Consider the following 16,011-nt stretch of genomic DNA (forward strand, 5'->3'; position numbering starts at 1 on the left):
ATTAAGCCATTAGATGTGAACGCAATCACATTATTTTATATTGGAAAAGGTGAGGATTTTGGCAAAGAATGATGTGAAGATCCCTAAAGCAACTTTGAAACGTTTGCCTCTTTATTATAGATTTGTTAGCACATTGCATAATTCTGGCGTAGATCGTGTTTCATCGAAAGAATTAAGTGAAGGACTTAAAATTGATTCAGCTACCATTCGTCGAGATTTTTCGTATTTTGGTGAATTAGGTAAAAAAGGTTATGGTTACAATATTAGTTATTTACTTAAATTTTTTAGAACAACGCTTGAACAAGATGATATGACTAAAGTCGCAATCGTTGGTGTTGGTAATTTAGGTACTGCACTTGTGAATTATAACTTTACTGTAAATGATAGAATGCAAATAGTAGCTGCTTTTGATCAATCAGAAGATATCATTGGAAGTATGGTTGGTAAATTAACTGTGGATAGTATGGATGATTTTGAAAAGGTAGTTGAAGAAGTAGGTATACAAGTTGTAATATTAACAGTACCACAACAAGCAGCTCAAAAAGTTGCGGATCGTATAACATCTTCGGGTATTACTGGTATTTTGAATTTTACACCTCAAAGAATTAATGTACCTGAGAAAGTGCAGGTTCATCATATAGATTTAGGAATTGAATTACAATCTTTAATCTTCTTTATGAAGAATCAATAGGAGGGTATCAAATGGAAGCTTTAATGTTTATTAACACACTTGGTATTTCAGGACCAGTCAGTTTATTATTTATAGGGGTAGTTGCATTAATTATATTTGGACCAAAGAAATTACCACAATTCGGTAGAGCAATGGGTTCAACTTTAAAAGAATTTAAAGATGCGACTGATGGCATGACAAACTTTGATGAGAAGAAAAGCACTCCAGAAGATAGCAAAGATAAAGAAGTTAAATAGAATTTTATTTAACAGATGTTCCCATGAATGTGGCGGGTTTCCTGCCACATCTTTTTTAGATTGGAGGTAAGACGGTGGATAAAGACAATTTAACATTTGTCGAACACTTAGAAGAACTTCGTGGACGTATTATGATCATTGCATATTTCCTTGTTGGTGGTCTCATCGTTGGCTTTTTCGTAGCTAAACCAGTTATTTTTTATATAACAAATGATGATTTTACACAAACATTAGAACTCAATGCATTTAGAATAACGGATCCATTAACGATATACATAACAATGATAATTGTGATTGCATTTATCATAGTATCGCCTGTAATTTTATACGAATTATGGGCATTTATATCTCCAGGTTTACATCCGAAAGAACAAAAAGTGACATTAAGTTATATACCATTTAGTTTGATTTTATTTGTAGGTGGTTTATTATTCTCATACTTTGTGATTTTTCCGTATTTAATTTCGTTCACAATGGGATTAGCTGATGATATGGGGATCAAGCAAACAATCGGGATTAAAGAATACTTTAGTGAAATGTTTAAATTTACAATACCATTCGGTTTTGTCTTTCAATTACCAATTTTATTACTATTTTTAACGCGATTAGGTATCGTTACACCGATGTTTTTAAAGAAAAATAGAAAATATGCGTATTTTATTTTACTTGTTGTGGCTGCGTTAATCGCACCACCTGACTTTATGACACATATGTTGTTTACATTACCAATGATTTTACTTTATGAAATCAGCATTATTATTTCAAATATAGGCTATAAAAAATATTTAAAAGCAGAGCAAAAATTAATGGAAGAAGAACTGGGGATGGATCAAGAGGATAAAGAGCAGCTGTAGCTTAATGCTATAGCTGTTTTTTTATTGAATTGTCTGATATTTGTAATCAAATGTTAACTTGAATATGTGTTGTATATGATATATTATTATTCCTATCATTGTAATAGGAATAAGGAGTTGTTTATATGGTTTGGATGATTATAAGTGGCCTTATAGTCGGAATATTACTTGGCTTTGTTATGCAAAGAACACGTTTTTGTTTAACAGGCGGGTTTAGAGATATGTATGTACAGAAAAATAATAAAATGTTTTATGCTTTATTAATCGCGATCTCTATTCAAAGCATTGGATTATTTACACTAGTAGGATTAGGCGTATTTAAGTTAGAAGCAGCAACATTTCCATTAGTAGGTACGATATTTGGATCATTTGTATTTGGTATCGGAATTATCCTAGCTGGTGGATGTGCGACTGGTACATGGTACAGAGCAGGCGAAGGCTTAATTGGAAGCTGGATAGCCTTAGTATTATACGGTGTAACTGCAGCAATTATGAAATCTGGACCATTAAATCCTGTTCAAGAAAAAATTAATTCATATAGTGTCGTTAACTCTAATATGGCAGAAACACTTAATGTACCTGTATGGGTATTGATTGCTATTTTAGTTATTGTTACAGTTTATTTTGTGACAAAAACACTAAAAAAACCAAAAGTAGCAATTCCTCAATTAAAACAAAAATATACAGGCATTCGTCATATCTTATTTGAAAAAAGATATCACCCATTTACAGCTGCAATAGCAGTAGGGATTATAGCATTAATTGCTTGGCCAATGAGTGCTTCAACAGGTAGAATTGCTGGCCTTGGTATTACAACACCTTCAGCAAATATCGTGCAATACTTAGTTACAGGTGATGCTTCATTAATAAACTGGGGCGTATTTTTAGTACTTGGTATATTTATCGGTTCATATATTGCTGCAAAAGGTTCAAGAGAATTCAAATGGAGAATGCCAGATACTAAAACAATAAGAAACAGTGTTATCGGTGGTGCTTGTATGGGTGTTGGTGCATCATTAGCAGGCGGATGTTCAATCGGTAATGGTTTAGTTTCAACTGCAGCAATGAGTTGGCAAGGTTGGGTTGCATTACCATCAATGATCGTTGGTGCATGGTTTATGAGTTATTTCATCTTTGTTAAACCTAGAAAAGCAAGACAAACTAAGACACAAGTAAGCACACAAAGTATTTAATAAAAGGAGTCAATATATATGGTACATGAATTAGGTACAGTAGGAATGGTATGTCCATTCCCATTAATAGAAGCACAAAATAAAATGGATGAATTACAAGTTGGCGAACAATTGAAAATTGATTTTGATTGTACGCAAGCGACAGAAGCACTCCCAAATTGGGCAGCAGAGAATGGTTATCCAGTTACGAATTATGAACAACTTGGAGATGCTTCATGGACGATAACGGTTGAAAAACAATAAATTACATTTAACCTAGAAACAAAGGCAAGTATCTTTGTTTCTAGGTTTTTTTGTTTAAAACTGTATTTTATTTATAAAGAATTGGAAACGGTTTTATGATAGAATAAATGACTGAGAGGTGTATACATGAAGACGATTAAAGATATTGCTAATATGGCGGGTGTTTCTAAAAGTACAGTTTCTAGATATTTAAATGGTGGCTCCATTAGTAAAAGTACAAAAGAAAAAATACATAGAGTAGTAGAAGAAACAGGATATAAACCGAATCAATTTGCTCAAAGTTTAAAGGCTAAGAGAACGGGGCTGATCGGTGCTATTGTACCAAGGTTAGATTCCTATGCAACGACTGAAACGTTAAAAGGAATTGAAACAACTTTACTTAAACAAAATGTTCAAACAATGATTGTGAATACAGATTTATCAAAAGATAGAGAAATCGATTCTATTTATATGTTAGCTAAGAGAAAAGTGGATGGCATTATTTTGATGGCAACTAACATTTCTGAAGAACATATGAAAGCAATTGAGTCAGTTGAATGCCCGATTGTTATTGTTGGTCAATCACATGGATCACTTTTATCGATAGTTCATGATGATTTCCAAGCAGGTAATCAAGTAGCAGAATGGTTATTGAAACATCAAAAGCACAATATTACATATATCGGTGTTTCTGAACATGATATTGCAGTTGGTAAGACGAGAAAAGAAGGTTTGTTTATTCCACTAAAGGATCAAGGCATCAACCCAACATTTATTGAAAGTAGTTTCAGTATAAAAGATGCTCAGATATTAGGTAATGATATTAAGTTGAGAGAAGACGAAGTTATTGTCGCAGCTACTGATAATATAGCTTTAGGTATATACCATACACTTTTAAAAAGAGAAGTTGATATGCCAACGATTGTTGGATTTGGCGGAAATAAGATGACAGAAATTGTGGCACCTCATATTGGTACTGTAAAGTTTAACTATTATTTAGCTGGTGAGACAGCTGTTCATGTATTAAATAAAAGTATTAATCAAGAAACGGTAGAAAAATTAAATATTATCGGAACACAATTTGAATGGTTAAAAAAATAAGCCTTTCAAGTATGCTAAAATATATATTATGGAACCGGTCTAAATCGGATGTAAGGAGAATGATAATGGTAAATTGGACACGAGAAGAAAGATATAAAAAATTATCAGACATATCTGATGAAGCATACAATGAATTAATAGATAAAGTAAATGCGTCAAAATGGCGTCAAACTTTTCATATTCAACCAAAAACAGGGTTGTTAAATGATCCAAATGGTTTGGTTTATCATAATGGCGTTTATCATATATTTCATCAATGGTTTCCGCTTGGTGCCGTTCATGGTTTGAAGTATTGGTATCATTATACAAGTAAAGATTTACTAGAATTTAAAGATGAGGGAATCGCGTTGGCGCCTGATACAGAGTATGATAGTCATGGTGTATATTCGGGTAGTGCATTTGATTATGATGGAAAGTTATATTTAATGTATACGGGAAATGTGCGTAATGAAAATTGGGATCGTAAATCTGTCCAAATGATTGCTGAACAATTAGAAGATGGCACTTTTAAAAAGTTTGATCAACCAGCTATTCCAAACAAGCCAGAAGGATATACTGAACATTTTAGAGACCCTAAAGTATGGTTTGAGAATGGAAAATACTATGCAATATTTGGCATTCAAAGAGAGAATGAAACAGGTACAGCTGTTATATATGAATCTGAAAATATTCAAGATTGGAACTTTAAAGGCGAAATTGAAACGCAATTACAAGATTTTGGTTATATGTGGGAATGCCCAGATTTATTTAAGTTAAATGATAAAGATGTATTTATCTTTTCGCCTCAAGGTATTGAAGCGAAAAATAACCAATTCGAGAACATCTATCAATCTGGTTATTTAATTGGTGATTTTGATTTAGATACGTTGAAGTTTGACCACCAAGAATTTGTTGAATTAGACCAAGGATTTGACTTTTACGCACCTCAAACGTTCTTAGATGAACATGGTGACAGAATATTAATTGGTTGGATGGGACTTCCTGAAATAGATTATGCTACAGATGAAGAAGGTTGGGCACATTGTTTAACTATTCCAAGAGTATTAACAATTGAAGATGATAAACTGAAACAAAGACCTATAAAAGCACTTGAAAAATTAAGAACAAATAAAGAAACTGCTGAAGGTTATGCTAGTAAGCATTCAGTTAAACTTCACCCATATGAGGGTAAACACTTTGAATTAATGATTGAGATTCTGGAGAATGAAGCTAGCGAAATATACTTTGATTTAAGAGTATCTAAGAAATGTTCAACGCAAATTATTTATAATACACGTTCTAAACAACTAACTTTAGATCGATTTGAAAGTGGTATTGTAAGTGAAGCGGTTGAGAAGACAACTCGGACAACAACTTTAGATAATGATTTAAAAGACCTGAGAATTTATAGTGATACATCTAGTCTAGAAATTTTTGTTAACGATGGTGAAAAAGTATTCACAACGAGAATATTCCCTGATGAAGATGCTGTTAATTTCAGAACTTCTACAGAGTCTGGCCAAGTTTACTTGAAGTTTACGAAATATGACTTACAACTAAATAATTAAACGAATCAAAAACGCTTGTTGTTCTGATACAACAAGCGTTTATTTTAATATCAGTAAATTGTAAGAAATATGAATAAGTTATTACAAAATATTAATTCTGTGTAACATATGGCGTTCAAGCATAGAAAACAAAGAAACATTCCTTTATACTTTAACTATTAATTAATGTAGAGGAGGGGAAGAATTTTTATGAAGATATTTAAAAATGCTATGATTTCAACATTACTATTATCTTCTATGGCATTTGGAGTAGCACACGGGAATAATACAGATGCGATAGAAAGCAATGAATCTAGTACAAAAGATACTTCTCCGAACACAACTCAAGAACAATCGAATCAAAATATAGAAGCACAGCAATCCAAAGAAACTGATTCTAATAGTGAACAAAATAGTAAAACAGAGGAAAGAAGTACTGAACCGAAGTCAGAAGAAAATTCAAGTACAGAGGAACAGTCATCAGAAGAACCAATTAGAGATAAAAAGTCTGAACAAAAATCAGATGAAAAGCCTAGTACAGAAGAACCAACAACGGAAGAGCCCAGTACTGAGCCGAAATCAGATCAGAAACCAAGTACAGAAGAACCTAAGACTGATGAAAAGCCAAGTACAGAGGAGCCTACAACAGAAGAACCAACAACAGAAGAGCCGAGCACTGAAGAACCAACAACAGAGGAACCAACAACAGAAGAGCCGAGCACTGAAGAACCTTCAAGCAATGATAGCAATCATCAAGATCAAGTACCACCACCAAATAAATCCAACAGTGGGAAACCATCTTCTGAAGAACCTAAAACTAATGAACCAAATACAAATAGAAATAATGATCAAAATGTAAATCAATATAAACCAACAATGCCAGCATATCCTAATACAAATGAAGTAGGGGATGGCTATTACAACAATCCGCAATACACTGATGAAAAAGCGCCTAAATTTATACCTGGCCATTCAGAAGCGTATTATAGTAAATTGGATGAAGATGTGTTAGAGCTTGTAACAAGTAAAGTTGGTAGTAGACCTGATTTAGCACAACCAAAATTTAAAAAGACTAATAAAACGACAGAAACAACATCTGTAGATGATGATGATACAAAAACAGAAACAACAAAAACAACGACAGAAAGTTTTGAAACAGCTTCTGAGCATAAAGATGTTTCTAAACCGCTTATCATTGGTATTTCAATCGCAATCGTACTTGTATTAGGATTCATCATATTATTCATAATGCGAAGATTTTCAAAGTCATAAATATAAATCAAGTAAAAGTGAGTCTGGGACAGAAATGTTCTAGACTCCTTTTCATATTTTTAGAAATAGGAGGCTGAATATTGCAAGTGAGGCGCGACAAGCAATGTTGAGTACCTTGTATTTATCAAGACAGGTGAAACAAGATAAATAGAGGCTCTGTATTTATCAAGACTGCCCAAACAAGATAAATAGGCGCTTTGTATTTATCAAGACTCACCAAACAAGATAAATACAAGCTTCGTATATTGCAAGACGCTCCAATCTAGCAACATAGAACCTCACTCTTACCTTGATTCTTCCATATAAAAAAGACTGGGACATAATGTAATGTCTCAGTCTCTTGTAGTATCTAGTCATCCTTATCGGGACGGGATTTCTGCCCCGCTCTAACTTTTTATTAAAATTCACTTTGATCAATATTCTGAGTTGCTTTGTATAATGTTTCTATAATGGATTTTACAGTACCTTCTTCAAAAGGAGATTGTAACTGAACAGATGCCATAATATCAATAAATGATTGTGAACCGCCAATTTGACATATTTTTAAATAATCAGACCATGCCTGTTCTGGATCAGCTTCTTGTTTAATGAAAAATTGCATTGCACAAATTGTCGCTAATGTATAATCAATATAATAAAATGGTGATGCAAATATATGACCTTGTCTATGCCAAAATGCACCATTTTCAAGATGTTGAATATTGTCATAGTCTACGCTTGGGAAGTATTTATTTTCTAAATCTGACCAAGCTTTTCTGCGTTCTTCTGAAGAAATGTCTGGATTCTCATAAACAAAGTGTTGGAATTCATCCACTGCTACACCATATGGTAAGAATTTAATATTGTCTTCTAAGTGAGCGAGTTTAAATTTATCCGTATCTTGTTTGAAAAATAATGACATCCATGGATAAGTTAAATATTCCATGCTCATTGAATGAATTTCACATGCTTCTGAAGTAGGGAAGTAATATTCTGGCACAGAATACTTCAAGCTTTCAAATACTTGAAAAGCATGTCCGGCTTCATGTGTCATAACTTCAATATCGCCTTGTGTGCCATTAAAGTTGGCAAAGATGAATGGTGATTTAAAATCATTAATGATTGTACAATAACCACCACTTTCTTTTCCTTTTTTAGCTTCTAAATCAAATAATTGTTTATCAATCATAAAATCAATAAAATGACCAGTTTCTTCAGAACGTTCATGGTACATTTTTTTAGCATTTTTCACGATTTCTTCAGTTGATATTTGTGGTTTTGGCGAACCAGTTTTAAAAGTAAAATTATTATCGTAAGCTTTTAAATTGTCCACGCCAATACGTTTTGCATGCTGTGATTTGATGTCTTCAGTAATAGATACGACATGTTCTTTAACTTGCTCTCTAAAAATTTTAACATCATTTGCATCGTACCCAATTCTTTGCATTCTATCATAGCCGAGTTGAACAAAGTTCTCATATCCTAATTTTAAAGCTATTTCATGTCTAGTTTTTACGAGATCATCATAGATACGATCTAAATCCTCTAGATGCTCTGCAAAAAACTGTTCTCTAGCTGTAAAAGCATCTTTTCTAATTGCTCTATCTTCGTTGATTAAGTACTTACTGAATTGTGATAAGTTCAAATGTTCACCGTTATATTCAATATCTGCTGAAGCAATTAATTTATCATATTCGCTTACTAATTTATTTTCTTTAACAAGTAAGTCATTAATAGAAGGATTATATGTATTGAGAGCAACTTCTGCTAAAGAAAAAAGTTGTTGTCCAAAATGTGCAATTAAATCATTTTTAAATTTAGATTTTAATAAAGATTGATAGAATAAATGGTCTAAATGTTGTATTTTAGGCATTGTTTCATCAAAGAAATCTCTTTCTTTATTATAATATTCATCATTTGTATCGATAGATGCTCTTATGTAAGCTAGGTTATAATGCGTATCAGTATGGTTTCTAATCTTATTAATTTCATTAATCGCCTCAATTGCTTGATCGACCGTTTCTGCATTATCGAATTCATTTAATAATGATTTGGTTTGTTTTTCTTTTTCTCCAATATTGATTTGTTCATATTGATAATCTTTAAAAGTTAACGTCATGTTAAAACCTCCCTTAATAAATATATTATAACATTTCTTTGTTGTAATTTTATTGAAAATTGCGAAAATAAAGGTAAAAGCATATAATATGAGATGAAAAGAGGTGTATATAAATGGCTAAAAATAATGAACAATTATCTTTAGAAGTAGCAGCATTAACGAGGAAGACAAAAGAACTTGGAATTCCTATCATGATTGTATTTGAAGGTGTTCCCGCATCAGGTAAGACGAGACTATCAAATGAACTTCTTTTAACACTTGATGCTAAATACACACACTTTGTACCGATGAAATCACCTTCAGAAGACGATCTAAGATATCAATTTTTACAGAAGTATTGGAACAGTTTACCTTCAAAAGGTGATATCAATATTTATTTTAGAAGTTGGTATGCATATTATATAGAATATCAAGCAAACAAAATAAAACATTCTATATACAACAAATATCATGCATTACGAAGACAAATCCAAGACTTTGAATCGATGGTCCATGATGATGGCTATGAAATTATTAAGTTTTATATTGAGATTAGTGATAAGAAGAGAAAAGAACATTTAAAAGAAATGAAAGAAAATCCATTAACAAGTTGGAAAGCACAAGAATATGAAAGTGCCATTAATGATGACGTATATCATAAAGAAATGCATAAAATACTTAAAGCATCGCCTGATGAATGGGAAATCATTGATTATACGGAGAGAGAAGAAGCTATCAATTTAATGTATCAGCACATTATCAATCGTTTGAACAAAGCGATTAAACTACATAAAAAGAAAGACAAAGTAATTGATGGCGATTTTACAGAAGAGTTTAAAACAGACCTATTCGATCAATCAATAGATAAAGTAAGTAAAAAGACATATAAAGCTCTTATAGGCGACTTACAAGATAGACTAAAAGAATTGCAATTTGCATTATACGAAAGAAAAATTCCGTTAATATTAGTATACGAAGGCATGGATGCAGCCGGTAAAGGTGGCAATATTAAAAGAGTTAGAGAAAAATTAGATCCAACCGGTTATGAAGTAAATGCAATAAGTGCCCCAACAGATGTTGAGTTGAATCATCATTACTTATGGAGATTTGCTAAAGATATGCCTAGAAGCGGCCATATTGAAATATTCGATAGAAGTTGGTACGGAAGAGTATTAGTCGAAAGAGTAGAAGGATTTGCTACTAAGAAAGAATGGAAACGTGCCTATGAAGAAATCAATCAATTTGAGAAAATGTGGACAGACGAAGGTGCAATTATCTTGAAATTCTTCTTAACTTTAGATAAAGATGAACAATTAAGAAGATTTAAAGAAAGAGAAGAAACACCAGAAAAACAATGGAAAATTACAGACGAAGATTGGCGAAATAGAGAAAAATGGGATCAATATATCGAAGCAAGTCACGATATGATTAAATTCACAAACACAGATCATGCACCATGGCTTGTCGTACCAGCTGACAACAAAAAATCAGCTAGAATCGAAGTTATTAAATACATTATTAAAAAATGTGAAGAAGTATTATGGGGCGTTAAACAATATTAGAATATGTTAGGGACATAATTGTGAGAAATGTCTCTAAGAAGTGTCCCTCTAATTACCAGAATTCAGAATAATGGAAGTTAGCCGCCCTCTAAATACAAAAAATAAGCATATCACTTAAGACTGAGTTCTTCAGTTCGGTGATATGCTTATTTTATTTTCGTTTAGCTATACATGCTCAAGATTGTATGATAAATCAGTTGTGAAATTTGAGATTGTTTCTCTAATTGTTCGTTTACTTGATCTTTAAATACAATTTGTCCCAAAACAACTATACCGTTCATTCCCATATGCGCAATCATTGGTACGATGATACGTTTCGTTAGTACATAAAGTCCACTAAATACAGTTCCCATTACAACATATATTAATGTATGTTCTGGATCTGAATGTGCTAATGAAAAGATAAAAGAACTGACTAATACTGCTACGATAAAGCTTAACCACTTAGGTGCTTTGATCATATTGTATATCTCTCCGAAAATTAATTTACGGAATATTAATTCTTCTAATATTGGACCTGCTAATACGATATAAATGATTAATATATGTGATTGTTGTGCAATCTTCATGAGATTTTGAGTATTGCCACTTTCTACTGGTTGATTAAATATATATGTATTAATCAAAGCGGCGATGATTTGTCCAAGCATGGCCATTATAATACCTGCAACACACCAGAAAATCACGTATACCCATGGTTCTTTCTTTTGTTGTTCTAATCGAGTTGGATTTTTAATATTTGAGTTCATATACCATAATAATAAAACAGTAATGATAGCTGTTGTTGCCATCCAAGTTAAGCTGATTTCTAATCTTGTGACTTTAGATAATCCTGAATCAGCGTATAAACTATTTGGAATAATTGCGATTGTTTGTACAACACCAAATAGTAATAGGGTAGCAATATTAACAGTTAATCGATTAAATTGCATTTTCAATTCCTCCAAAAATAAACATGTAAACATTGTACCTTATTTAGCAGAAAAAGAGAAAAATTTAAGTTATATTGCTTGTAATTTTGACCAAATTTGATTATTATAAAAATGTAGTTAGCACTTAAGTATAAAGAGTGCTAACATTATTAGCGCCAAGGAGGATTTTATAAATGTTAAAACCATTGGGAGATAGAATTATTATTGAGAAAACAGAAACAGAACAAACTACAGCTAGCGGAATTGTATTGACAGATTCAGCTAAAGAATCGTCCAACGAAGGAAAAGTTGTTGCTGTTGGACCAGGTAAGCGTCTAGAAGATGGTACAAGACTTACTGTAGATGTTGCTGTAGGTGATCAAGTTGTATATCAACAATACGCAGGAACAGAAGTTAAACGAGATAAAGAAACATATATTATCCTTTCAGAAGATGACATTTTAGCAGTTATTGAATAATTTAGATAATATTTTTGAAGATATTTTATGGAGGTTTTTATAAATGGCTAAAGAACTAAAATTTTCAGAAGACGCTAGACGTTCTATGCTTGCTGGTGTTGATAAATTAGCAAATGCAGTTAAAGTAACTTTAGGACCTAAAGGACGTAACGTCGTTTTAGATAAAAAATTCACTTCACCATTAATCACAAATGATGGTGTTACAATCGCTAAAGAAATTGAATTACAAGATCCATATGAGAATATGGGTGCTAAATTAGTTGCAGAAGTTGCAAACCAAACAAATGATGTTGCAGGTGACGGTACAACTACAGCAACTGTCTTAGCTCAAGCGATGATTCAAGAAGGTTTAAAAAACGTAACAAGTGGTGCAAATCCAGTTGGTATTCGTGAAGGTATTGATAAAGCAGTTAAAGTAGCTTTAGAAGAATTACACAATATCTCTCAACCAGTTGAGAAAAAAGAAGAAATTGCACAAGTTGGTTCTATTTCTGCTGCTGATGAAGAAATTGGTAAATTTATTTCAGAAGCAATGGAAAAAGTAGGTAATGACGGTGTTATTACAATTGAAGAATCTAAAGGATTCAGCACTGAATTAGAAGTTGTTGAAGGTATGCAATTTGATAGAGGATATACTTCACCATATATGGTGACAGATTCAGACAAGATGATTGCTGAATTAGAAAATCCTTACATCTTAATTACAGATAAAAAGATTTCTTCATTCCAAGATATTTTACCTATCTTAGAAAAAATCTTACAAACAAATAGACCAATTTTAATTGTTGCTGACGATGTTGATGGAGATGCATTAACAAACTTAGTATTAAACAGATTACGTGGTACATTTACAGCAGTAGCAGTTAAAGCGCCTGGATTTGGTGACCGTCGTAAAGCAATGTTAGATGACTTAGCAATTTTAACTGGTGGCCAAGTGATTACTGATGACTTAGGTTTAGACTTAAAAGAAACAACTCTAGATATGCTTGGTGAAGCAGGTAAAGTTCAAGTTACTAAAGACGACACTACAATTGTTGAAGGTCAAGGTGACTCAGTAAACATCGACGCTCGTGTTGGTCAAATTAAAGCTCAAATTGAAGAAACAACTTCAGACTTTGATCGTACGAAATTACAAGAACGCTTAGCTAAATTAGCAGGTGGCGTTGCAGTTATTAAAGTAGGTGCTGCAACTGAAACAGAATTAAAAGAACGTAAATTAAGAATTGAAGATGCTTTAAACTCTACACGTGCTGCAGTTGAAGAAGGTATAGTAGCAGGTGGTGGTACAGCATTAGTATCTATTTATAATAAAGTAGCTGAAGTTGAAGCAAAAGGCGATGTACAAACTGGTGTGAACATTGTGTTGAAAGCTCTTGAAGCACCATTACGTCAAATCGTTGAAAATGCTGGCTTAGAAGGATCAATTATAGTTGAAAAACTTAAAAATGCTGATGAAGGTATTGGTTACAATGCAGCAACAGATGAATGGGTAAATATGTTAGACGCAGGTATTGTCGATCCAACAAAAGTTACACGTTCAGCATTACAAAATGCAGCATCTGTAGCAGCAATGTTCTTAACTACTGAAGCAGTAGTAGCAGACATTCCAGAAGAAGAACCAGCAGCACCAGATATGGGCGGCATGGGCGGAATGCCAGGTATGATGTAATTCGGTAAATATAACCGACATTACAAATTAAGAGATATGTCTAATCCCCTTTCTAAATGGTATTAAACCATATGGAAAGGGGATTTTTATGTTAAAATAAATCTAATTTGTATTAAAGGAGTAGAAAATATGATTAGATCTGCTGTTAAAGAAGATGCGAAAAAATTAAGTGAGTTAATGTTTATGATTTGGCATGATATGGAACTACCTTTAGTTGTTCAAAATGATAAGGAAACTGTTTTAAGATTACTTGAACAAGCGAGTGTTGAGAGTGAATATAGAAACCATTATAAACATAGTCAGGTATATGAAGTCGATGGTGAAGTAGCAGGTTTTCTTAATTGCTATAGTGGTACTGACGAAAAACAACTTGAAGAAAATTGGTACAATATTGCATTTAAAGATTCTTTTAAATTAGAAGGAACGCCGTTACCTGAACAAGAAGCGGATAATGGTGATTTATATATTGATTCAGTTGCGGTCTTTTCAGAATATAGAGGTAGAGGTATTGCTTCTAAACTTATAGTAGATGCTTTTGAACGAGCTAAAGAAAGAGGATTTAAGCAAGTATCATTAAATTGTGAATTTGATAATGAAGGTGCAATGAAATTATATGAGAAACTTGGTTTCAAGCCATCATATGATCGAAAACTAAGTGGACATGACTACAAATATATGATTAAACATTTATAGTAAACTAAAAAAGTAACATCGGTTGAAAATATTAGCCGATGTTACTTTTATTTTTCTCAATATCAAGCAAGATTTCTTTTCGTTCTATGCCACTGGAATATCCACCAATTGAACCATCAGCAGCTATCACACGATGACAAGGTACAAGAATCGTAATAAAATTCTTACCATTTGCATTAGCGACAGCACGAAAAGCAGTAGGTTTACCAATATTTTCAGCTAACTGCTTATAAGATATCGTCTCGCCAAACGGAATATCACATAAAGCACGCCACACTTTTTGTTGAAAAGGTGTACCAAAATTAAAATGTATAGGTGTTGTAAAATTAGAAAGATTACCTTCAAAATAAAGATTCAATTCCTCTTCAAGCTTATCTAAAATATGATTACTTTCATCATTAATTTCTGAATTAAGTTGTTTACGCACAATTTGTAATTCTTCTTCTAACGAAGGTTTATTCGTAAAATGTAACATTAATAAGTACTCATTATTAGCAATTGCTAACATTTCACCAGCACTCGTTTGAATTAACTTTTGGTATAAAGCCATAATCATCACTCCTAATGAGAGTTTAACATATAAAAATTTGATTGACTTTAGATTACTAAATGATAATATAATAATTAAACAGATGAGTTTAGTCGGAATTAAGGGAGGCGTTTTTATGAAAAGATACATATTTTTAGCTTTGACACTTATTTTATCAGTTGTGGTAGCAGCTTGTGGAAATAATGATGACAAAGAAAAGAAGGAAATTACTATTGCTACATCACCGGGACCTTATAGTGAGTTATTTTTGAAAGGTATTAAACCTGAATTAGAGAAGAAAGGTTATACTGTTAAAGATAAAGACTTCACTGAATTACTACAAGCTGATGTTGCTTTGCAAGAAGGTAGTGTGGATGTTAACGTTGATCAACATAAAGCGTATATGGATACGTTTAATAAAGAAAGAGATGCTGATTTAACGAATATTACTAAAATACCAACAGTGCCTGCACAAATTTTCTCTAATAAAAATAAAGATCTTAAAGGTATTAAAAAGGGAGATACAATAGCTATACCACAAGATCCATCAAATGCAGCTAGAGCTTATCGTTTATTAGAAAAAGCAGGTTGGATTAAATTAAATGCAGATAAAAATGATATTAAAATCACGAAGAAAAATATTTCTGATAATCCAATGAATCTTAACATCAAAACGATGGATTCTGCAAATATTCCTAGAATTTTAGACGAAGTTGATTATGCAGTTATACCAGGTTCAATTGTTTACGCTTCGAAAGTTGATCCAGCTAAAGGACTTCTAAAAGAAGATTTAGTAGAAGATTTATATTTACAAGTTGTTGTAGATAGTAAAAATAAAGATGCTAAATGGGTTAAAGATATAAAAGAGGCATATCAATCAAAAGGATTTAAGAAAGTATTAGATAAAGAAAATAAAGATGATTATTGGAAAATACCAAAGCAATCATAATATAAATATAGAGACTGGGACATTACCTTATGTTCCAGTCTCTATAT

16 protein-coding genes are annotated in these 16,011 nt (G+C 32.3%); 13 read left to right on the forward strand and 3 right to left on the reverse strand.

The features are described 5' to 3' along the window. Positions 1 to 58: 58 nt before the first annotated feature. The 8 genes from CD035_RS01040 (at position 59) to CD035_RS01075 (ending at position 7,095) form a co-directional block, all read left to right on the forward strand. The gene (locus tag CD035_RS01040; RefSeq protein ID WP_025905057.1) at positions 59 to 691 is read left to right on the forward strand and encodes a redox-sensing transcriptional repressor Rex; all 633 of its coding nucleotides are present in this window, start codon (positions 59 to 61) and stop codon (positions 689 to 691) included. A gap of 11 nt (positions 692 to 702) precedes the next feature. Then, positions 703 to 927, forward strand: a complete 225-nt coding sequence (locus CD035_RS01045) for a twin-arginine translocase TatA/TatE family subunit (RefSeq protein WP_048540593.1) — start codon at positions 703 to 705, stop codon at positions 925 to 927. A gap of 74 nt (positions 928 to 1,001) precedes the next feature. Further along, positions 1,002 to 1,781, forward strand: a complete 780-nt coding sequence (tatC, locus tag CD035_RS01050; protein ID WP_048540594.1) for a twin-arginine translocase subunit TatC — start codon at positions 1,002 to 1,004, stop codon at positions 1,779 to 1,781. A 125-nt stretch (positions 1,782 to 1,906) separates the two neighbouring features. Further along, positions 1,907 to 2,974: a YeeE/YedE family protein gene (locus CD035_RS01055; RefSeq protein WP_048540595.1), complete on the forward strand. Its 1,068-nt coding sequence runs from the start codon at positions 1,907 to 1,909 to the stop codon at positions 2,972 to 2,974. A gap of 18 nt (positions 2,975 to 2,992) precedes the next feature. After that, positions 2,993 to 3,217, forward strand: coding sequence for a sulfurtransferase TusA family protein (locus tag CD035_RS01060; RefSeq protein WP_025905061.1), 225 nt, complete (start codon positions 2,993 to 2,995; stop codon positions 3,215 to 3,217). A 126-nt stretch (positions 3,218 to 3,343) separates the two neighbouring features. Beyond that, positions 3,344 to 4,297, forward strand: a complete 954-nt coding sequence (locus CD035_RS01065) for a LacI family DNA-binding transcriptional regulator (protein ID WP_048540596.1) — start codon at positions 3,344 to 3,346, stop codon at positions 4,295 to 4,297. A 65-nt stretch (positions 4,298 to 4,362) separates the two neighbouring features. After that, a complete protein-coding gene (locus CD035_RS01070; RefSeq protein ID WP_048540597.1) occupies positions 4,363 to 5,844 on the forward strand; it encodes a glycoside hydrolase family 32 protein in 1,482 nt (493 codons plus the stop codon). A 189-nt stretch (positions 5,845 to 6,033) separates the two neighbouring features. Next, complete coding sequence (locus CD035_RS01075; protein ID WP_103354157.1) at positions 6,034 to 7,095, forward strand: SdrH family protein; 1,062 nt, start codon at positions 6,034 to 6,036, stop codon at positions 7,093 to 7,095. Between the two features lie 397 nt (positions 7,096 to 7,492). Here CD035_RS01075 and CD035_RS01080 read toward each other — a convergent pair whose 3' ends face one another. Then, positions 7,493 to 9,193 carry a M3 family oligoendopeptidase gene (locus CD035_RS01080; protein WP_048540598.1) on the reverse strand — a complete coding sequence of 567 codons (1,701 nt, stop codon included), beginning with the start codon at positions 9,191 to 9,193 and terminating at the stop codon, positions 7,493 to 7,495. 113 nt (positions 9,194 to 9,306) lie between these two features. Between CD035_RS01080 and CD035_RS01085 the strand changes: the two genes are divergently transcribed. Beyond that, positions 9,307 to 10,734, forward strand: a complete 1,428-nt coding sequence (locus CD035_RS01085) for a phosphate--AMP phosphotransferase (protein WP_048540599.1) — start codon at positions 9,307 to 9,309, stop codon at positions 10,732 to 10,734. Between the two features lie 161 nt (positions 10,735 to 10,895). Here the strand turns inward: CD035_RS01085 and mroQ are convergent, their stop codons facing one another. Then, entirely contained in the window at positions 10,896 to 11,666 is a 771-nt protein-coding gene (gene mroQ, locus CD035_RS01090; RefSeq protein WP_048540600.1) for an intramembrane glutamic endopeptidase MroQ, read from the reverse strand. Between the two features lie 173 nt (positions 11,667 to 11,839). Here mroQ and groES point away from each other — a divergent pair, with 173 nt between their 5' ends. The 3 genes from groES to CD035_RS01105 all read left to right on the forward strand — a co-directional run bounded on the left by groES (position 11,840) and on the right by CD035_RS01105 (position 14,486). Then, positions 11,840 to 12,124: a co-chaperone GroES gene (gene groES / locus CD035_RS01095; protein WP_025905068.1), complete on the forward strand. Its 285-nt coding sequence runs from the start codon at positions 11,840 to 11,842 to the stop codon at positions 12,122 to 12,124. 43 nt (positions 12,125 to 12,167) lie between these two features. Further along, entirely contained in the window at positions 12,168 to 13,793 is a 1,626-nt protein-coding gene (groL, locus tag CD035_RS01100) for a chaperonin GroEL (protein WP_048540601.1), read from the forward strand. A gap of 129 nt (positions 13,794 to 13,922) precedes the next feature. Next, a complete protein-coding gene (locus CD035_RS01105; protein ID WP_048540602.1) occupies positions 13,923 to 14,486 on the forward strand; it encodes a GNAT family N-acetyltransferase in 564 nt (187 codons plus the stop codon). 31 nt (positions 14,487 to 14,517) lie between these two features. Here CD035_RS01105 and CD035_RS01110 read toward each other — a convergent pair whose 3' ends face one another. Beyond that, positions 14,518 to 15,036 (reverse strand): methylated-DNA--[protein]-cysteine S-methyltransferase, encoded by a 519-nt coding sequence (locus tag CD035_RS01110; protein ID WP_048540603.1) that lies wholly within the window; start codon positions 15,034 to 15,036, stop codon positions 14,518 to 14,520. Between the two features lie 115 nt (positions 15,037 to 15,151). On the opposite strand from CD035_RS01110, the gene CD035_RS01115 reads away from it, so the two are divergent. Beyond that, positions 15,152 to 15,964 carry a MetQ/NlpA family ABC transporter substrate-binding protein gene (locus CD035_RS01115; RefSeq protein ID WP_048540604.1) on the forward strand — a complete coding sequence of 271 codons (813 nt, stop codon included), beginning with the start codon at positions 15,152 to 15,154 and terminating at the stop codon, positions 15,962 to 15,964. Positions 15,965 to 16,011: the final 47 nt, after the last annotated feature.

The sequence above is a fragment of the Mammaliicoccus sciuri genome, from assembly GCF_002901825.1.
Taxonomy (GTDB): domain Bacteria; phylum Bacillota; class Bacilli; order Staphylococcales; family Staphylococcaceae; genus Mammaliicoccus; species Mammaliicoccus sciuri.